The organism is Paenibacillus sp. Marseille-Q7038 (genome assembly GCF_965111595.1).
Genome location: NZ_CBCOOM010000001.1, coordinates 2850464 through 2871122 on the forward strand (window position 1 = coordinate 2850464; position 20659 = coordinate 2871122).

The 20659-nt window shown below is 43.7% G+C and carries 14 protein-coding genes, 1 pseudogene and 1 other annotated feature; of the genes and pseudogenes, 3 read left to right on the forward strand and 12 right to left on the reverse strand.

What is annotated here, in order from left to right; all coding sequences use genetic code 11:
• Positions 1-30: 30 nt before the first annotated feature.
• From ACWPWY_RS13550 to ACWPWY_RS13575, 6 genes are all read right to left on the reverse strand, one after another.
• On the reverse strand, positions 31-888 hold the full coding sequence (locus tag ACWPWY_RS13550; protein WP_454192160.1) for a carbohydrate ABC transporter permease: 858 nt from the start codon (positions 886-888) through the stop codon (positions 31-33).
• Between the two features lie 15 nt (positions 889-903).
• Positions 904-1815: an ABC transporter permease gene (locus ACWPWY_RS13555; RefSeq protein ID WP_454192886.1), complete on the reverse strand. Its 912-nt coding sequence runs from the start codon at positions 1813-1815 to the stop codon at positions 904-906.
• Between the two features lie 128 nt (positions 1816-1943).
• On the reverse strand, positions 1944-3551 hold the full coding sequence (locus tag ACWPWY_RS13560; RefSeq protein WP_454192161.1) for an extracellular solute-binding protein: 1608 nt from the start codon (positions 3549-3551) through the stop codon (positions 1944-1946).
• 35 nt (positions 3552-3586) lie between these two features.
• Positions 3587-5530, reverse strand: coding sequence for a polysaccharide lyase family protein (locus tag ACWPWY_RS13565; protein ID WP_454192162.1), 1944 nt, complete (start codon positions 5528-5530; stop codon positions 3587-3589).
• Positions 5531-5624: 94 nt separating this feature from the next.
• Positions 5625-6536, reverse strand: a complete 912-nt coding sequence (locus ACWPWY_RS13570) for a helix-turn-helix domain-containing protein (RefSeq protein ID WP_454192163.1) — start codon at positions 6534-6536, stop codon at positions 5625-5627.
• A gap of 259 nt (positions 6537-6795) precedes the next feature.
• Positions 6796-7797: a helix-turn-helix transcriptional regulator gene (locus ACWPWY_RS13575; RefSeq protein ID WP_454192164.1), complete on the reverse strand. Its 1002-nt coding sequence runs from the start codon at positions 7795-7797 to the stop codon at positions 6796-6798.
• Positions 7798-7913: 116 nt separating this feature from the next.
• Here ACWPWY_RS13575 and ACWPWY_RS13580 point away from each other — a divergent pair, with 116 nt between their 5' ends.
• Positions 7914-8825 carry an SDR family oxidoreductase gene (locus ACWPWY_RS13580; protein WP_454192165.1) on the forward strand — a complete coding sequence of 304 codons (912 nt, stop codon included), beginning with the start codon at positions 7914-7916 and terminating at the stop codon, positions 8823-8825.
• Positions 8826-9336: 511 nt separating this feature from the next.
• Complete coding sequence (locus ACWPWY_RS13585) at positions 9337-9732, forward strand: hypothetical protein (protein ID WP_454192166.1); 396 nt, start codon at positions 9337-9339, stop codon at positions 9730-9732.
• Between the two features lie 132 nt (positions 9733-9864).
• Here ACWPWY_RS13585 and ACWPWY_RS13590 read toward each other — a convergent pair whose 3' ends face one another.
• The 3 genes from ACWPWY_RS13590 to ACWPWY_RS13600 all read right to left on the reverse strand — a co-directional run bounded on the left by ACWPWY_RS13590 (position 9865) and on the right by ACWPWY_RS13600 (position 13995).
• Positions 9865-12732, reverse strand: coding sequence for a ComEC/Rec2 family competence protein (locus tag ACWPWY_RS13590; protein ID WP_454192167.1), 2868 nt, complete (start codon positions 12730-12732; stop codon positions 9865-9867).
• Positions 12733-12853: 121 nt separating this feature from the next.
• Positions 12854-13372, reverse strand: a complete 519-nt coding sequence (locus ACWPWY_RS13595; protein WP_454192168.1) for a deoxycytidylate deaminase — start codon at positions 13370-13372, stop codon at positions 12854-12856.
• Between the two features lie 77 nt (positions 13373-13449).
• Positions 13450-13995, reverse strand: coding sequence for a ComEA family DNA-binding protein (locus ACWPWY_RS13600; RefSeq protein ID WP_454192169.1), 546 nt, complete (start codon positions 13993-13995; stop codon positions 13450-13452).
• A 119-nt stretch (positions 13996-14114) separates the two neighbouring features.
• On the opposite strand from ACWPWY_RS13600, the pseudogene comER reads away from it, so the two are divergent.
• Positions 14115-14978: pseudogene (gene comER, locus ACWPWY_RS13605) on the forward strand (late competence protein ComER); the annotation flags it as partial.
• On the opposite strand, the gene leuS reads toward comER, so the two are convergent.
• The 3 genes from leuS to ACWPWY_RS13620 form a co-directional block, all read right to left on the reverse strand.
• Positions 14959-17397 (reverse strand): leucine--tRNA ligase, encoded by a 2439-nt coding sequence (gene leuS / locus ACWPWY_RS13610; RefSeq protein ID WP_454192170.1) that lies wholly within the window; start codon positions 17395-17397, stop codon positions 14959-14961. The pseudogene comER and the gene leuS sit on opposite strands and share 20 nt — an antisense overlap.
• A gap of 119 nt (positions 17398-17516) precedes the next feature.
• Positions 17517-17754: a binding site (T-box leader), on the reverse strand.
• Positions 17755-17886: 132 nt separating this feature from the next.
• Complete coding sequence (locus ACWPWY_RS13615) at positions 17887-19581, reverse strand: M3 family oligoendopeptidase (protein ID WP_454192171.1); 1695 nt, start codon at positions 19579-19581, stop codon at positions 17887-17889.
• Between the two features lie 143 nt (positions 19582-19724).
• Positions 19725-20498: a class I SAM-dependent DNA methyltransferase gene (locus ACWPWY_RS13620; protein WP_454192172.1), complete on the reverse strand. Its 774-nt coding sequence runs from the start codon at positions 20496-20498 to the stop codon at positions 19725-19727.
• Positions 20499-20659 lie beyond the last annotated feature (161 nt).

A 20659-nucleotide genomic window follows, 5' to 3' on the forward strand; every position in this document is an offset into this window, starting at 1 on the left:
CTCTCTATTTAATTCACTATTCTAGTTCAACTATCCTTTTACAGAGCCTACCATTGCCCCTTTGGCAAAGTGCTTCTGCAAAAACGGGTAAACGATAATGATAGGAATGCTCGCAATCATGACTGAAGCCATCTTAAGCATCTGGCTCGGAGGAGGCTGAACATAACCGCTCGTACTGCCAAGATCCGTATAGTTCCCGCTCAGCAGCATACTTTGCAGCAACACCTGGATCGGCCATTTTGCCGAATCATTCAAATAAATGAGTGCTAGAAAATATTGATTCCAGAATCCAACCGCGTAAAATAACCCGAATGCCGCTAGCGCTGGCAACGACAGTGGAATAATAATGTACAGCCAGGTGCGGATATCTCCGCAGCCGTCGATAAAAGACGATTCCGCAAGTTCATCCGGGATACTGTCAAAAAAGTTTTTCATCAACAGTACATTCCAGCCATTAGCAAGCGCCGGGATAATAAGAGCCCACAAGCTGTCGATTAGATTAAGCTCGCGGATGAGCATATACTGCGGGATAATGCCCGGGCTAAATAATATAGTTAATAAAATAACTATCATCACGGGCTTTCTTCCTACGAAATGTTTCTTCGACAGAGCATAAGCGAGGGAAGAGGATACAATCAGGGCGAGTACCGTACCGACCGCGGCTAAAAATATGCTGTTTCCAATGGAACGGGCAAAAGCTGGCGTAGAAATTAAATAATGATAAGCATCAAAAGACCAGTCGGTCGGAAACAAGATAAGCTTCTGCTGCACATACTCAGCCGGATCGGTAACCGATACTACGGCCACATAATAAAACGGCAATAACATAAGCAAACCAACCAATCCCAACAATACACCGTTAGTGATACGAAATAGACGATCCCCCATCTTCGCACTCCTTTCTTAAAATACGCCTTCTTCGCCAAATTTCTTTGCGATCCGGTTCGCGGCAATGACGAGGATTACGCCCACGACCGATTTGAACAACCCAGCTGCCGTACTGTAGCTAAACTGGCCCTGCTGGATCCCCGTACGATATACGTACGTATCGAACACCTCAGCCACTTCCGCTACCGCTCCGTTATACATAAGGAAAATTTGCTCGAAACCTACATCCATCATGTCGCCAAGACGTAAAATGAACAAAATGACAATGACACCGCGAATGCCCGGCAGCGTTACATGCCACATTTTCCGAAAACGGCCTGCGCCGTCGATGTTCGCGGCTTCATAGATTGCAGGGTTCACACTAGCCATTGCTGCGAGAAATACAATCGTTCCCCAACCCGCTTCCTTCCATATGGATTGCAGTGTGATGTTAATCCAGAACAAATCTGGATCCGTTAGAAAATCGATTCGCGGCCTGCCTGTAAGAACAAGCAATTCATTGATCAGCCCATCCCCTTTTCCAAGCAACAAGAACGTAAGTGCGGCAATAATAACCCATGACAAGAAATGCGGCAGGTATATGACGGTCTGTATCACTCGTTTGTACGCGATACTTCGCAGCTCATTTAACATTAGTGACAGCAGTATCGGCAGTGGAAAGAAGAAGATCAGACTGAGCATATTGATGGCAAGCGTGTTGCGAAACAGCTGCATAAAGTCATCTCGCGAGAAAAAATGTTCAAAATGTTTGAGCCCTACCCACGGACTGTTCCAAAACCCGGCGTAAGGCGAAAAATCCTGGAAGGAAATCAGAACTCCCCACATCGGCATTATCTTAAATACAAAGAAAAATAAGATTCCTGGAAGGGCGAGCAAATATAGCGAACAGCTGCGTTTAAACCTGCCTGAAAGCTTAGTCCACTTCATTAAGGAAAATGTTTGGTTACGTTCTCCTGCAGCGCGCTTCTGCTGCGAGTTTTGTTTTCTATAAGCGAGACTCCGTGTATGTAGCGGCTTCATTTCCATCCCCCTCCTGACTCATAAGAAAGCTTGGGCTATTTGCCCAAGCGCGTCTTATAAGCCTCCGTCATTTCCTCTATCATTCTAATGACTTCTGGGTCTGTACTTGTCTTCTCTACAAAATCATCCCATGCCGAAATCGGTTCCTTGCCGAGAATGATTTTGCTTTTCAAGTCCTGAATTTTCTTGTCCAGTTCAGGCAGAAGCAAATCACCTGTCGGGGAATACAGCCCGATAGCAATATCTCCCACACTTGTTGCTACTCGGTCCTGTTCCACCTTTTTGAACAGTTCATTAGCTTTCTGTTCATCTGCGGTTGGAGCAGCCGTATCCCAATCTCCTTCAATAACATTGACGATCTGGTTGAAGTCGCCGCCATTGTCGTTTTTCAGTTTTTCCTTGTCTACGACCTTCTTGCCATCGACCAACTGATAATGGACTCCCTCAATTCCGTGTTTTTGGATATCAAATACTTCTGGATTCATCCAAGTATCAACAAGCTTTAAAATGCGCTTCATTTTCTCTTCGGGTACCGTTTTGGGAATGGATAGAATGCCATTGAAACCAGAGCCTTTCGGATTATAGCCGTTAATCGATGTTAATGGATAAAAGTCGGATATTTGGAAGTCTGGATCCACTTCCTTCAGCTGATCGGCGTATTGATGAACCGTACCCGCTTTATCAACGACGATGCCAGCTTTGCCACTGCGGAACAAGTCACGTGTATCATTCAGTTTCAGCGATAACAAATCCTCAGGGAGCAGCTTTTCTTGATATGCCTTTGCTAAATATTCGAGTGACTCACGTACCTCTGGCAGAAAAGCCGTATACTGCATCTCGTTTCCTTCCCACTTCCAATGCCCGTTTACTCCTGTGAAAGAATATTCCACAGTTCCAAGCACGGGACTGATATTGCCTGCATATCCCACATCACTTGCATTAATGTACGCAGCAAGTGCGACCGTGTCCTTTTGTCCATTGCCATCTGGATCTTGTTCTACGAAAGCTTTCATTACCTCATAGAGTTCTTCCGTCGTCGTCGGCAGCGGCAGACCTACTTTGTCGAGCCAATCTTTATGGATAATGAAGAAGGAATCGCCAGTTTCAGGACGTGGGCGCGGTATGCCGTAGTTACCTCCATCTTCCATCTTGGTTAGTTCCCACGCCCCTTCTGGGATACCGTTACTAAGGTTTGGATAATCCTTTATATACGGGGCAATATCCCATAGAGCGCCTTGCCTTGCCAGTGACCTGAAGGTGCTAGAAAATGGATTGTTAATCATCGTAAGCTCAGGAAGCTTACCAGAAGCTAGCGTAATGTTCAGCTTATCAGCATAAGCATTGTTCGATACCCACTGGATCGCGAGCTTGGAATTCGTCGCTTTCTCGATCGCAAGTTTAATGACATTATCATCCGCGGCTGGCGGCGTATTTGGCGTAATGGACATGATGCTAACTTCCAGTGGAGATGTATCCTCCGCCGCTTCGCCGGTCTTTCCTTCTGCTTGCGGGGACGTATTCGTCTCCGTTTTGAGCACTTGATTCGAGTTACCACAGGCAGCGGTAAAGAGCAGTAGAAATGCCGCTAAGGAAAGCTTTATTACAGAAAGCCATTTATGTTGATTAGTGAGTCTTTGGTTCATCGTTTATCCAATCCTCTCTGTCCTCATTGGGGAAATTATTCGTTATGTTCATCAACTTCTAGACGAATGGCGTCATACAGAATACTGGTATAAATATCTCCTGTCCGGTTACCCTGTTCGTCATAAACATTTCGTGCATGCTGCAGTGTGATGACATTTTCCCCTTCTTGCAGTAATGAAGCATCAAAGGTAATTTTGAATTCTCGATAAAAACCATGAACCGCACTGCGCGGCATAGAGGAATCGCTTTTAGGTCCCGGCAGGGGATCTAGATTAACAATCTCCGTACCATTCAACTTCGCGTTCAGTGAACCGTTGCGAGAGCCTGCAATCCCAAAAGTTAAAACTGCTGTACCTTCGTAGGACTGCTGCTCGTTGAATTGAATCTTCCATACAGCCGGTGAGGGATCAAATGCTGTCTTTAACTGTGCTGGTTCTCCCGGTGTAGCGTTAACAGGATGAGCATAATTCCAGTCTGTCTGCTCGTCGCTTTCTCCGATGATAAAATTAACGCCGTCAGGAAATTGAAGAGGATAGTTCAGCCAAGATCCCCACTGATGATAGTCAGCACCGTTACGGAATTCGCCCGATGAACGGTCTGGCGTGCCGATCTGCCACAGCCGCTTGCCATTTGTTTCTGGATTCCATTCCAGCGTAGACAGCTTTGTCGTCTTGTTCTTTGTAACCGTCACACCGTCTAGCCGGTATTCTCCGAAATAACCATTAACAAAGGAATACAGCGTATAACTGCCTGCCCGCACATCCGAAATCGTGAACTTTCCTTGCTTATCCGTACGGACATAGTAATTGTAATTCAGGTTCTGGTCCTGAAAGTCAGGTGAGGGATCCGCTAAAATGACCCATGAATTAGCGGCAGCCTTTCCATCGACTGTTAACTTACCGGTTACTTCGCCGCGGCTCTTCGCATCATACAGCGGATTATCTAGCCAAGCGTAAGGCCACTTTTTAGTTTCGCTGGCCGCTTTCTTTTTGGCATCTTTCCATAACTCGCTCAATCCGTCCCCTTCGTTAACGTATAAAAAAGAAGGGCCATATATTTTTTGCCAACCTGCATAAGGAATTACGTTGGAACGACCATAATGAGATTCGTGCTCATGCCAAAGCAGGATGGGAGTCGTCTCGGTCTGATGCAGCGAATTACGCTGAATAGTAGGTCCGCCATCTACAAAATCATTGCTTGGCCTAATGATAGATAAGCCCGTTTGATCGCCGTAAAGACCGCTAACATTAAGATCTCCGACATACTGGATATGGTTATATTTGGTGTACACCTCGCCATTTGGAAGCTTGACCGTAGCGTCCATAACCTCCTCGCCAGCAACCATCTCTTCGGGGGTAGGAAGAAGTCCTTGGCGCTCATCGTCTACCGCATATTGCGTGAAAATATGGGGATCTGCCCGGAAGGCATATCTACCTTGCCCAATCGATACGCCGCCCGGTACATCCTCGGGATACCCAACAACCGTATAGAAGTAAAGTCCTGACTCACCTTTGGATAGAACAAAGTGAAGTTCCCAATCAAAAGGCAGGACCGCTGGATCAGATAACGTCAGTGCCACATCGACATGCTCCTTATCCGATGCAGTCAGCTCGTACTGCAGCTCCGTAGTCGGACCGAACTTTTTGTTCACTCCGTTCACTGCATAATTCAAGATATAATAACCGCTTCCCCCATTACCGAGAAGGTTCGGTCCTCCCTTATGTGTCAACGACTGAACAACACCACTGCTTTTATGAATGATTACGTTTATGATCCCATTGTCCAGCGTAAGAGTCTCCCCATTATCCGTTACCGTCGGTGATGCCTCGTGTTTGTTGGAATGCTTTTTGGTGTCCTGTTCATTCCCTGTCAGAGATTCGGCGAATGCCGGAAATAGCGGAGTGCTCCAGAGTAATACGACGAGTGCAACCACAGTTCCGGATCGCAACGCCTTTTGCCAAGTTTTCTTTTTGTTCATATAAACTCCCTCCAAGTCATCTTTTATAAAAAAGCCTCACTCCCAACCAGCGTCCGGCGATCCGGTCCGTATCTGTATGGGACTGTTATCTCTTCTATGATATTTTTCTCGTTTTAACCTGTTTGCGATATCCGCCCGGAGTTTGACCGAGCATTCGGTTGAATAACCGCGTGAAGAAAGAACTGTCCTTGAAGCCGACGGCTGTTGCAATATCCTCTATACTTAAATCCGTTTCTTTCAGCATCTGCTTGGCCCTTTCTATACGAATAGCATGAAGCAGCTCCGTTACACTCTTGCCCATCTCCAGTTTTAAGACACGGTGGATGTGGCGAGAACTTAGATTGAACCTGTGGGATAGGGTGGTAAGTGTCACCTTACTGCAGTAGTGCAGTTCCAAATATCCTTTGATTCGCTTGGCCAGCAACCAATGCCCTGATGTGCTTGCAACCTCTTCCTGCTCGGAGGTTTCACCTGTCCATATACGGTGGATACGTGATAGCTTAATAAGCAGTTCTGTCAGCTTACTAAATAGAATGGTATCGGAGCCAGGTTCCCGAAGCTTCGCTTCTAGAACCATATCTTCCAGCACCTTGAGAATGACCGATGACTGCTCGGCTGTTAGAGTCATAGCGTGCGGATAATTGGCAGATGTTTTGAAGAAAGGAGCCAAGTAAGATAGATTGGCTAAGGAAAGGTCGGAATGCTGTTTGCAAAACAACTCTTTTATCCGGTCCTTTAGAAAAATGCAATTAATGATGTCGATGCTAGCTCCTTCACTCATGATGTATACATGACTCTCGCCAGGGTGGATAACATAGAAATCACCCGATCGAATTTCATATTGGGTCCCATCTATGAAATGCTTGCCTTCCCCTTGTACGACATACACCATTTCCACATATTCATGACAGTGTTCGTCGATCGTATTATCTGGTCCATGAGAGGAGGGATGCACCCCAATGCCCGCTCCATTCTTCGCGCTGCCATTGAAAGTTTTGATTTCCATTCTGCCTGCCTCCTATATTGGTTACTTATAATACTAATTAAACTCATCGACTTGGTATGGATTAAATATATACTAATTTTTCCAGAATGAACATGTTCAATTCTGCCTGATTTCCGGTCTATTGTGCCATTTCCTTACATCAATTTCTTTGGGAAGTTACGAGTTTAAAATCAATAGCTATAAACTTTCAATTACATCAGGAAATAAAAAAAGGATTATCCCCTATGTTTTGGGAAAAATCCTTTTCGTATAAGATAATTTAGGACTCGTCACGTCCAGATTTTGACTCTTCAGGATGAACAACGTCATAATTATAAAAATCAATAATAGACCTTGCCATCTGAATCACTTGTTCTTTTAGCTGGAAAGGCTGAATCACTCGAATCTGATTACCAAATCCTAAAATAAATGACTTTGCTTCCTCTTCCGTATCGAATTGTAGCCTAACCGAAATCCATGATCCCTCTTGTTTCTTCAGATCTGCTATTTTTACAAACTGTTCGGTAAACTTGAGTCTTGCTAGAATATCAGGAGAAACTTCCACTTGAGCTTCATAACTCGGCAAACTACGAATGAATTGCTGTTTTGATTCTTGCCAGTAACTAGCTAACTGAAAACCCTTTGGTCTTTCAAACGGCTTGTCAAGCTTTTCAGCAGAGATAACCCTGGATGCTCTATAGTTTCTTATTTCTCCTTCGGAAGCGGCAACGACATACCACGTATTTCCTTTGGCTACTAAGCCCAAAGGTTCCACGATGCGTGTAACCACCGTTCCATCAGCCCGTTCATATTCGATCTTTATTTGATGTTGATCCCATACCGCTTGATGCAGTAACTCAAACACTTGAATCACTTCAATTGAGGGACGCCAAGCACTTGAGTCAATGTGTAGTCGATTCGTAACATCTTTCACCTCACTGTGTAGACTCTTTGGAATGCTGGCGATGAGTTTTTCTCGGGCTTCTGTCCAATCTTGTAAATAGCCAAGATCCTGTAGAAGCTCCTGAGAAGGAGATAGAAACAAAGACATGATTTCTTCTTTTTTCAATCCCGTAAGACGAGTTCGATAATTCTCCATCAGCTGCCAGCCTCCATACTTCCCCCGCCTAGCTACAACAGGAATCCCTGCTACACTTAAAGCTTCCATGTCCCGATGGATTGTCCGTTCTGTCACTTCCAATTGTTGAGCCAATTCCTTTGTAGTCAGTCTCTCTTGGTTCTGTAATAACAAAAGAATTCGAATCAATCGATCTGCCCGCACCGTATATCCCCCTTACTTTTTATATAAAAGAAATGATTCCTTACTTCTTAATATGACAATAGATGTCTACATTCATGAGTATACTATACTCATTACCAAATAGGAGCTGAGGCTATATGAAACCATTAGAGGGAAAAGTTGCACTCGTTGCAGGTGGAACCCGCGGAGCAGGTCGAGGAATTGCCATGGAACTAGGTGCGGCAGGCGCAACCGTATACGTAACGGGCCGAACAACCAGAGAGCAAATTTCAGAATATGGACGTCCGGAAACGATTGAAGAAACTGCGGAATTAGTAACGGAACTTGGGGGGATCGGTATTCCAGTTCAAGTGGATCATTTAGTCCCCGAACAAGTAGCCTCTTTAATAGAGAAAATAGAAAAAGAACAAGGAAAACTCGATATTCTGGTAAACGATATATGGGGCGGAGAATATTTGACGGAGTGGGATACACCTGTGTGGCAGCACTCTCTGGATAAAGGCTTACGCATGCTTCGTCTCGGGGTAGAAACACACTTCATTACAAGCCACTATGCCTTAAAATTGCTTATTCAAAATAAAGGAGGACTCGTGGTAGAAATCACCGATGGGACGGCTGAGTATAACGAGGATCGCTACCGAATGTCCCTATTTTATGATTTGACAAAGCAATCTATCATTCGAATGGCCAAATCTCTTGCTCACGAACTAGCCCCTCATGAATGTACAGCTCTAGCTATTACACCCGGCTGGATGCGGTCTGAAATCATGCTTGAAGTCTTCGGTGTTACCGAAGAGAACTGGAGAGATGGCACGAAAAAAGATCCGCATTTTATCATTTCTGAATCTCCGCGTTATATTGGACGAGCGGTTGCAGCGGTAGCGATGGATGAAAACAAACATGTACTAAACGGTAGCTCCTGTTCCAGCGGAGAGCTGGCAAAAAAATATCATTTTACAGATCTAGATGGGTCACAACCTGATTGCTTCCGCTATCTACAAGAAGTACAAGAAGCGGGAAAACCGGCAAACGCTGAAGGATATCGTTAATCTTATTGCAGATATGGTTTGTTATATTCCCTGTTTTTTATTGTTATCGAAATTTATCGCTATGTGCCTTTGGATGAAAGAATGGCAGATGTTCACTATTATCCTTCTGGTTACACCTTTACGATAACACTACTCATTAACCTTGCTATTTTCCTTTTCTTAATTATGCCATTCTCTATATTGGTCGATGGATTACTGATGTACGGAAGAACTAGTAAGTATTTTAGCCTACTTATTATTCTCGCATATTGTTTTTTAGGCTTGGCCGGCGGGGTTATCCTTTCGGCATTTATTCTTAATTTCTATACTTTCACTGCTCAAACTATTTACATCACTGTCGGTTCACTTGTATTTTTAACGATCCAGTTACTATTTAATAGACTTTTCCCTTCAACATGAAGGATGTAAAGTTATTGTATTACAGAATAAAGAATGATATGATTATACAATCTGAGCTCCTGAATATGGATAAAGTCTTATAACCAAATCATGTAGTAAAAGAAGGATCAAAATGAAAAAAACACTTTACATTCCCGCTTTATTGTTATTACTTATTGGATCATTATTCTTAAATATTTTTCTCTATCAGTCCCATAATAATGAACAAGAGTTATATCAGATTAATCTCAATCAAAGGTTAACTAGCGAGCTTACTTTCTTTGCTTCTAAACTTTATGAGGGTAAAATTCCAAATACTTCTCTTTTAAGTTCTGCTTCGATAATTGATACTTTATCGTATTACTCTGATATGAAAATAAGCTTCAACTTAGCAAATATCCTACAAGAGAAAATTGAGAATGAACAAACTTTAAAAAACACAGAAAAAGTTAAAGAAACGATTATGAGTATACAAAAAGCTCCAAATCAAGAGAAAATATTGGAACTGAATATTCTGCTTAAACAATAAGATAAAGATCCCGAAAGGGATCTTTTACTCACCTGCATTCACCGCACCGCACCTCTGATGATCCACGTCTAAGGCTCTTTGTCCCACAGCACAGCCAAAAATTCCGGTCGCTGATCCTTTCTTGTCTTCACCCTATTTCTCAATACCTAAAATACTCCTCGTCTGGATCTTCCCATCCCGAACCCTGATTTGAATCTCTCCCATCGTATCCGTCCTGAAAATTTCACTCCCATAGTCCTGTAGCCTCTCTGTGACAGACGGATGTGGATGACCATACGTATTATTAACTCCTGCCGAAATAACGGAAAGACGCGGCTGAAAGTAATTCAACCAATCTTCTGTCGTTGAAGATTTACTCCCATGATGAGCAACTTTTAGTACATCGATCGGAAGCATTTTGTTTTTGTTGCTATTAATGATGTTATTACTGCTATTGCTGTTAGAGCGACTTTCGTCAGATGAGTTTTTTATACGGTCCAAAATATCGAACTCTGCAGCACTGTCTATATCCCCAGTAAACAAAAAGGATACCTCCTCCATCTCCATCAAAAATACAACGGAAGCATGATTCTGCTCTTCGAGAACAGGAAGTGGGGATACTTCCTCCATACTGTCAGCTGATGACGATGTACGAAGGACATTCTCCTCAGGAGCGATAAAGGATAGGCTCGTCTCCGCATCAGGGCGATACTCCATTCCATCATAAACTTCATACATCGTCACTTTTTGTTCCAATACCGTATGTATAAGTTCTTGATAAAAAGGTTTCTCCGTTATCGTTCCATTACTTATGAACTTGGACACAGGTATATTTTCAAATACGGCTTGCAGTCCTCCCGCATGATCCTGATCCGCATGACTTAGAATAACCGCATCGAGTTTATGAACTCCCCGCTTTTTAAGCAGTGGAACAAGTAGTGACTTCCCGACTTCATATGGATCTCTTCGCTGTTTCCAGCTGGCCTGTTGTCCAAATTGAATCGTGCCGCCACCATCTACAAGAATATGCTTGCCTGTTGGAGTAGTAATTAACATACTATCCCCTTGACCTACGTCAATAAATGCGACTGTTCCTTCCCCCTTGCGATAGGGTCCTTGATAACTGATCAATAGACCTGCTAACAATACAATAGACAAGATAAACACCGTGATTCTCTTTAAAAAAGTAAAAGGTTCTCGTGCAAAATATCCTGCGCCTTGGACCGAAAATAAACTTTCCAGCTCCGGCCAAGCGGATGAAATTTGTACGGCTTGAAATACCTGATGCAGACGGGTACCACCGCTAAGTAATCTTTGTTTTTTCTCGTTATTCAGCATAGGAACAAATCCATTGGCAAAAGAAAAAGTGTGACTTGTCCTCTTTACATCCGGCTGTACCGATTGCAATAATGGCATAAGCGGAACCGTATCCTCTGAACTCAAAGGGATCGGCTGTTTGCTTATTTTCCATTCCTTGAGCAATTGAAATAGGTAATATAGCAATAAATAATAAATAAGAACGATGATATAATGAGGTTTAGCCCAAATCAGTACAAACTGATCAAAAGTATTTAGCCAGGTTACAAAATCAAAAGTCAGTTGATTCAGGGAGGAGATGACCCATACGAATGGTTTCACTGCAGGCTCCCAAATGTAAACAAGCAACAGCACAAGTGCACCGAGCGGGAGAATAAGAAAACTAATAAAACTGACAAGCAGGAAATTGGCACCAAATGATAAAAGTGAGAACTGATTAAAATAAAATACCGTCATCGGAAAAGATAACAACTGAGCCGCAATGGTAATGACCGCCGTTCCCGACAGCCACTTGGGCCATGAATGAAAGTGAGGCTGAAGTAACGGAACATACATCATAAGACCCGCTGTCACCAAAAAAGAGAGCTGAAAACTGACGTTTACCAACATATACGGATCCACCCACAACATGAGAAGAGCAGTAAAGCAAAGAATATTGAGCCCATCTTTCATCAGACCCTGCCTCGTCATATAGAGCCCCATCATCGACATTATACCTGCTCTCACTACAGAGGGAGATGAACCCGACAATAACACATAGAATGGAATCAGCAGAAAAGTCACAACAAGTGCCGTCTCCTTACTGAGCCGAAGAACAGATAATAATAACAGCAGTCCCGAAACATAAATGGCTACATGCATTCCAGATATAGCGAGAATATGGGTAAGCCCGAGTTTAGAAAAATCCCCGTACGTATCCGCATCAATCTCATCACCAATACCGATAACAAGACCTTTCATATATCCAGCATGAGGTTCTTCAAACATAGATTCCATTTGGTTTCCTAGTTCTTTTCGCGCTGAGTCACTAAGTCGGAGCACGATATACTTACTAAACCATGTTTCAAGGGGCTGATGGGCAATCCTTTCGGTACCTTTTCCTTTAAGAAGCCAGTGAATATGAAGACGCTGTAAATACTGTCCATAATCAAAACTACCAAAATTCCTCGCCGTTCCGGGGATTTCTAAGGTACCTGTAAATTGAATCTGATCCCCTCGTTTCCATCCTTCTGCTGTCTCTTGTTCTGCTTCTTCCAGCAGCTTAATCTGAACTTGCACCTTCTCATTAATTTTGGAGAATTCATCTTCCACTTCCTCTTCCTCATCACCTAAGCCTAGCGAGCGAACTCCCTGAAGTGAAAGTACGAATTGTGCCCGGTCTCCGTCCACTTTGACCTTAGAGGCAATCGTCCCCTCCACCTCAACGGACATCTCCACTATTTCAGCAGGTACCACGTTAAGCGTCATCGGCAGTTTGCTCACGTTACGTATTTCTGTCCACTCCATATAACAAGAAGACACAAGAACAGCCATCAGTAATACTAGTGAATATACTCCTTGTATTCGTTGCAGGTAGAGGAACATACCAAGCAGCAATAAGACTCCAAGGAGTATCAATAGTAGAGACCATCCATTATAAAGATAAGCTGTAGAACTCCCTATAATCCAGCACACACAAAATAAGACAAGGGGCCTCCCTTTCAATGTCCTTTTCCTCCCCACAAAAGAAAAAAGAACCCTATAAAGAGCCAGCTTTGACACTGTTCTTCATAAGGTTCTTCCTTATTATTTTCAATCCTCATATTCTATTGTTAATCGTACATCTCTAATCAAGCACGCTCATCATTGTCTCTTTTGGAGCTTCATACGTGTCAAGTGAACGGAAGGTAATTCCTTTTTGCTCCATCATTTGACGCACTTTAGATGTATCTTTCGGATATGGTCGGTGGTATATAATCTCCACGATTCCGCTGTTCGCGAGCATATTGGCACAAGTCCAGCAAGGTTCATCTGTTACATAAACACTCGAACCTTCCCGATCCGCACGATCTGTAAATAGCAGCAAATTTTGCTCTGCATGAATCGTCCGCACACAGCGCTGTTTCTTGATCATTTCTTCCTTGCCATCTTTAACGATTAATTCGTACTCTTCCGAAATCATACATCCTGCTTCTAGACAGTCTGGCACGCCCATAGGCGCTCCATTATATGCGGTTCCAAGCAACTTCTTACCCTGAACGAGAACGGCACCTACATGTCTGCGCGAACACCGGGAACGAGTAGATACCATATAAGCAATATCCATGAAGTACGTATCCCAGTCTTTTCTTACCCCCGTATTCATTCTTCTCCACTTCTCCTTACGTATAAGTTTAAATGATTGCAATGGTAACAATCAGAAAGTCTCACTAAAACAATAGTCTAATTTATCACAACATAGGGTGACATTTTCTCGAGCATCTTCATCCCTATTCCCTTAACCTTTGTCAGATCACTCGGTTTGGTAAAGGCGCCGTGTTCTGTACGATAATCGATAATGGCTTGTGCTTTCTTCTCTCCAATACCAGGTAGATCCATCAGTTCTGCACGTGTAGCTGTATTTACGGCTATTTTGCCATCTGAATTTGCGGCAGATGGAGTGCTCTGAGTAGCTTGCTCATCTATAGAAGCCGTTTCCGCAGGCATTACTGCTTCCTCTGTTGCCGGTTTCGTAGCGACTTCAGTAGGTAGAGCCTTCTCTTTGTCTTCTAAAGGAACTGCCGGCAGTATTTCCGGTAAAGTATCCTTGCCCGAATCCGCTGGGCTCTCCTCTTGCTTCTCCTCTACTGCCGGTTCACTCACAGAGATAGCAGCCCTATCATTAATAGCAGTCCACTCTGCAGGAGCTGGATCACTCTTTCCTCCGAACAAGATCAAACCACTCCCAAGAAAAGCCCCAATCGTTAACAGCACTGTCGCTTTCTTCACCGTATTCAAAACCTCCCAAACGATTATCTCATACTCACGTAAAACTTATCGTCATGTCGTCCAAGTCTTGATGCATACATTAAGAAGAACGTACCCGCGCCAGTACCGTAAAGCAAGAAAGGGGGAACCTCAAGATGTTGAAGGTCGGATTTATAGGAACCGGCAGCATGGGAAGTTTGCTCATTAACGCCTTCCTTGCTTCCGGAGCACTTGACGCGTATCAAATTACTGCAAGTAATCGAACCCGTGGAAAAGTCGTAAGCCTAGCTTCTCTGCATCCAGGTCTTTATCCAGCAGAAACAAATCGTGAAACCGTCAAAAGAAGTAATATTGTATTTCTTTGTATCAAACCGCATGAATTTAAAGAAGTCATCGAATACATTAAACCCGTCGTTACTCCTGATCAGATCGTTATCTCGATTACGAGTCCTGTTCAAATTAGACACTTGGAATCCGTATTGCCATGTAAAATCACTAAAATCATTCCGAGTATTACTCACTTAACTGGCAGCGGTGCTTCCTTATGTATTCATGGAAATCGAATGAATGATGAAGACAAAAAACGGGTTGAAATGCTATTCAGCTACATCAGCAGACCGATTCGCGTGGAAGAAGCCTATACCCGAATTAGTTCTGATTTTAGCAGCTGCGGACCTGCCTTTGTTGCCTTTTTTCTGGAACAATGGATTGACGCAGCAGTACGCAAGACGGGAATCACTTCAGATGAAGCTACTCGTCTTGCGAGTCAAATGCTGCTTGGTACAGGTAAATTACTAGCAGAAGGAGCTGTGACTCCGTCACAGCTCCAAGAACGTGTTGCCGTACCCGGCGGTATAACCGCCAAAGCCTTGAACCTGCTTGATTCAAGCCTCGCGGGTGTATTTGATCAGCTCATCCAGGTCACGCACGCGAAGTACGAAAAAGACCTGGAAGCGCTAGATGCTGAATTTGGTGCAGGTGAGATTAACCGGCAACAATATTAACCAGTTTGCCTGGTACTGCAATCACCTTACGGATGGTTTTGCCTTCTAGTGCTTCCTTGATCGCAGGAATCTCTAAGCTGAATGCTTCAAGACCTTTGGCATCAAGATCAGCTGCAACACTTGCACGCTGTACGATTTTACCGTTAATTTGAATTACGATTTCTACTTCTGCATCAACGGTTAGTGTCTCATCATATTGCGGCCAGGACACATAGCTGATGCTCTCTTCGTGACCAAGACGAGACCACAACTCTTCTGCGATATGCGGAGCAAGAGGAGCAAGTAGTTGTACAAAGTTCTCCATTGCTTCGCGCGGCAGACGGTCTGCTTTGTAAGCATCATTGATGAAGATCATCAGCTGACTGATCGCTGTGTTAAAGCGCAAATGCTCGAGATCATCCGTAACTTTCTTAATTGTTTTGTGCCATGTGCGTTTGAATTCGTCATCTCCGCCATCGCCAATTTTCTCATTAAGTGTACCATCTTCATTAATGAACAAACGCCACACCCGTGCAAGGAAACGATAAGCACCTTCTACGCCATTCTCGTTCCATGGTTTTGTTGCCTCAAGCGGCCCCATGAACATTTCGTAAATCCGCAATGTATCTGCACCGTATTTCTCCACAATCTCATCTGGATTAATTACGTTGCCGCGGGACTTACTCATTTTTTCATTATTGGTTCCAAGAATCATTCCTTGGTTTACGAGTTTATGGAATGGTTCTTTGGTATCAACAATGCCTAGATCATACAGAACTTTATGCCAGAAACGTGCATAGAGCAAGTGAAGTACCGCATGTTCTGCCCCGCCAATATACAGGTCAACGGGCAGCCATTCACGTTGTTTTTCTTTGGATACAAGTTCCTTATCATTGTGCGGATCAATAAAGCGCAGGTAGTACCAGCAACTTCCAGCCCATTGTGGCATGGTATTCGTCTCACGGCGCGCCTTCATTCCTGTTTCTGGATCAATTGTGTTCACCCAGTCCGTTGCATTAGCAAGCGGAGATTCCCCCGTACCGGAAGGTTTGATCTCATCCATCTCTGGAAGCACCAGCGGAAGTTCACTTTCAGGTACAGTTTTCATCGTACCGTCTTCCAAATGCAGAATTGGAATCGGTTCACCCCAATAACGCTGACGGCTAAAGAGCCAGTCACGAAGTCTATACGTTACTTTACCTTCGCCTTTGCCATTCTCTTCAAGCCATGCAATTGCTTTAGCAATGGCTTCTTCATTCTCAAGTCCATCCAGCATACCGGAATTTACGTGTGGGCCATCACCAGTATAGGCTTCTTTTTCCACATCTCCACCCGATACCACTTCAATGATCTCAAGACCAAATTGTTTTGCAAATTCCCAGTCACGTGAATCATGAGCAGGCACTGCCATAATCGCACCTGTTCCGTAACCAGCAAGAACATAATCCGCAATCCATACCGGCACTTTTGCACCGCTGATCGGATTAATCGCATACGCACCAGTGAATACACCTGTTTTTTCTTTCGCAAGATCCGTACGCTCAAGGTCACTCTTACGTGCTGCTTGATCTTGATATGCTTTCACCGCTGCCTGTTGCTCCGGTTTCGTGATCTTCTCCACCAGTTCATGTTCAGGAGCAAGAACTGCATAAGTTGCACCAAACAGAGTGTCTGGGCGTGTCGTAAATACTTTAAGCTGTTCTTCATGTCCTTCCAGCTCAAAAGTCACTTCTGCACCTTTGGAGCGTCCGATCCAGTTACGCTGCATATCTTTAATGCTCTCTGCCCAGTCCAGTTCATCCAGATCATCAAGTAGACGGTCTGCATATTCGGTAATTTTCAGTACCCATTGACGCATTGGTTTACGTACGACAGGGAAGCCTCCACGCTCACTTTTTCCATCAATTACTTCTTCGTTGGCAAGAACCGTTCCGAGCTCTTCACACCAGTTCACCGGAACTTCAGATACATAAGCAAGACCACGTTTGTACAGCTGGATAAAGATCCACTGTGTCCACTTATAGTAGTCAGGGTCTGTCGTGCTGACCTCACGATCCCAGTCATATGAAAATCCAAGTGATTTAATCTGACGGCGGAAGTTATTTACATTCTTCACCGTTATATCACGCGGATGTTCTCCTGTATCAATCGCATGCTGTTCCGCCGGAAGTCCAAAAGCATCCCAACCCATCGGATGAAGAACGTTATACCCGCGCATTCTTTTGTAGCGAGATACGATATCCGTCGCTGTATATCCTTCTGGATGTCCTACATGAAGACCGGCTCCTGAAGGATACGGGAACATATCAAGGGCATAAAACTTTGGTTTATCTGCCTCTTCCCCTGTTTTAAATGTTTTGTTAGCATCCCAATATTGTTGCCATTTCGGCTCAATGGATTGCGGTTGATAGCCGTGCTTCGGCTGCTCTTTCTGACTCACTGTCCATCCTCCTCGTCATATGAAACGTTAGAACCGGATCACGCCTTGCGCATGTCTATGTAACGTCAAAACGTATCACGGACCAACAAAAAAACCTCCGCATCCCATAGCGTGTCATCGCTAGGGACGAGAGGTTAGATTCCCGTGGTACCACCCTAGTTAGCGGACATACGTGCTTCGCTGTCCACTCCCTTAAGCACCCTGTAACGGTGGTGAACCGATGAGGCTTACCCTATAAATATAGCCTGACCTCATATCTCCAAGGCGAGTTCATATAACCATGGCAACCAGCTTGCACCACCCGCTGGCTCTCTGTTATGCATAGGTTCTATTACTATTCCTCTTCATCGAAAACATGTTAAGTTTAATCGCAATCATTATACAAGACAGTGACAGATAAAGTCAAATAACGCTGTAAACCCCTGTCATCCCTTTTGCTAATAAGCAGAAAATAAACACTTATAAAAGGAATTCGCGGTTCCTCTCATTTTATAGAGCTTTGTCATCTATGGAATTAAGATACTCTTCAATACTCGTAATTACAGAAGTTACACACCCGTCTTTAAACGGAGAAATAAGACCTGCCTCTTCCACCAGTTTGGTAAAGGATAAGCTTCCTCCTAATTTGCATAAGTGCAAATAATTCATCCAAGCCGTTTGATAATCCTCTCTGGACTGCTTCCAGAACTGGAACGCACAGATTTGGGCCAGTGTGTAATCAATATAATAGAATGGGGATCTGTAAATGTGAGCCTGTTTTTGCCAGAATCCGCCTTGCTCAAAGTAGAGATTACTCTCGTAATTACGATGTGGCAGATATTTACGCTCAATTTCACGCCAAGCCTGTTTACGCTGTGTGGGAGTTGCATCTGGATTACTATAAACATAATGCTGGAACTCATCTACTGAAACACCATAAGGAATAAACAGAAGAGCACTCGACAAGTGATCGAATTTATACTTTTCCACTTCATTTTCAAAGAATAGATTCATCCACGGCCAAGTAAAGAACTCCATACTCATGGAATGAATTTCAGCCGCTTCATATGTAGGAAATAAATATTCAGGCACTTCAAAATTCCGGCTCTGGTATACCTGGAATGCGTGACCTGCCTCGTGTGTGAGAACATCAATATCATCTGAAGTCCCATTGAAGTTGGAGAAAATAAAAGGAGACTTGTAATCATAAATAAATGTACAGTAACCGCCGCTTTCTTTCCCTTTCTTACTGACCAGATCCATCAGCTCGTGATCCAGCATGTAATTGAAAAACTCGCTCATTTCCGGGGCAAGTTCGTCATACATTTTTTTGCCATTCTGTACGATCCATTCCGGATCTCCCTTCGGCGCTGCATTCCCTGATGGGAATACGATATTCTCATCATAATAGTAAAGCTTATCAACCCCGACACGCTGGCGTTGACGTTCTTTCAGTTTCGTAGCGATCGGAACAATCTCCTCTAGCACTTGTTTACGGAAGTTCGACACCATATCAGCGTTATAGTCCGTTCGATTCATTCGGGCATAACCCATTTCAACAAAGCTCGGAAATCCAAGTTTTTTCGCCATCTTGGTTCTTACCTTCACCAGTTCATCGTAAATCCGGTCGAGCTGCTCTTCATGTCCACTCAAAAAAGCAGTTCGTGCTTCTTCCGCACGTTTACGCATGTTTCGATCTGTAGACCGCATGAAAGGAGCAAGCTGCGATAAGGTACGTTCTTCCCCTTCAAAAAAAATCTTAGCCGAAGCAATTAGCTTCGAGTATTCCGTAGTCAGTTTATTCTCTTGCTGCAAGTCACTGATAATGTCCGGACGGAATGTTTTGATCGTTAGCTCTGCGATCTGAAATAACTGTTTACCGTATTTTTTCTCCAGTTCGGCTCTAAAAGGGGAACTAACAAGCGCCTCGTAAAATTCGGTTGTGTACTTCTGAAAAACTGGCGATGTTTCATCAAAAAAATCCTGCTCTGTCTTATAAAATTCATCGCTCGTATCTACGGAATGACGAATCGACACCAATGTTTCCTGTGTAGATAAAGCCCCGCGGAGTTTGTTAATCTCTGCCATGGCAACATCCTGTTCATCTGCATTTTTTGCTTCGCGGAACGTGGCAAGCAGCCCGTTAAACGTTTCTTCAAATCGCCTCACATCCGGCCGTTCATAAGCATATTCACTAAACTTCATTTACTGAACACCTGCCCTTTACCTACATTTTCTATCCATTATATCCCAAATGGTTTCTTGGTTCTATGTATAGTTTCTATATAATTGAATTGTGGTCAAAAAAAGCACCTTTCTCTTGGAATCAAGAAAAGGTGCTTTGAAATCTACTTTTTAACTGCTACAAAAAATAAACGAGATGTATTCTCATTCGCTGGTTCCCATTCAAAATCCGCATAGATATTCACATCATGAAAACCTGCTTCAAACAGCTGTCGTTTCATCCATTCTGGATCATAGGCTCTCTGATTATGAACTTCTTCAAACCGGTGATATACATCGGGGCCGCTTCCCTCTGCTCGAGTAAAAATACTCAGATGATGCTCAATTTCATAACTGGAACGATCTAAATCACATGTCCAGATATAGGAAATCGATTTTTCATCTAACACAAAAGGCTGCTCTTCCTCATAACGGATAAACGTGTTTGGGTGATGTACATCAAACAGGAACGTACCGCCTGACTTGAGACCTTGATACGTTTGACGGAACGTGCGGATAATGTCCTCTTCTTTTAGCAAATAATTAATACTATCACAAAAAGAAATCACGGTATCAACGGGTTCCGGCAATTCCCAGTTTCGCATATCCTGGTGAATCCAGCGGATCGTTCCTTCACGGAAGAAACGATTACCTTGCGGAGTTTCTTCGAGCTTTTGCCGTGCTACGGACAACATATCAGCGGAAAGATCAATTCCCGTTACTTCAAATCCTGATTTAACTAAAGGAATCGTCAGAGAACCGGTGCCACAGCCGAGTTCCACAACACTTGCAGGTATTCCATGCTTCTCCCAAGCAATTCTAGCAAATCGAATCCATTCGGGGTAAGGCATGTCTTCCATCAGTTCATCATATACGTAAGCAAATTTGCGATAAGACATAGGGAACACCTCCTTGATGTTAAAAATAAAATTGAAAATAAGAAAGCGTTGGTGTCTGGAGCTTGGATAGAGGCTCCAGGCTCCAGTGGATGGATGGTTCTTACGAGCGCTGTTGGTTTCGGATTTATCGATTGTATAAAACCATGCAAGGGGTAAATCCG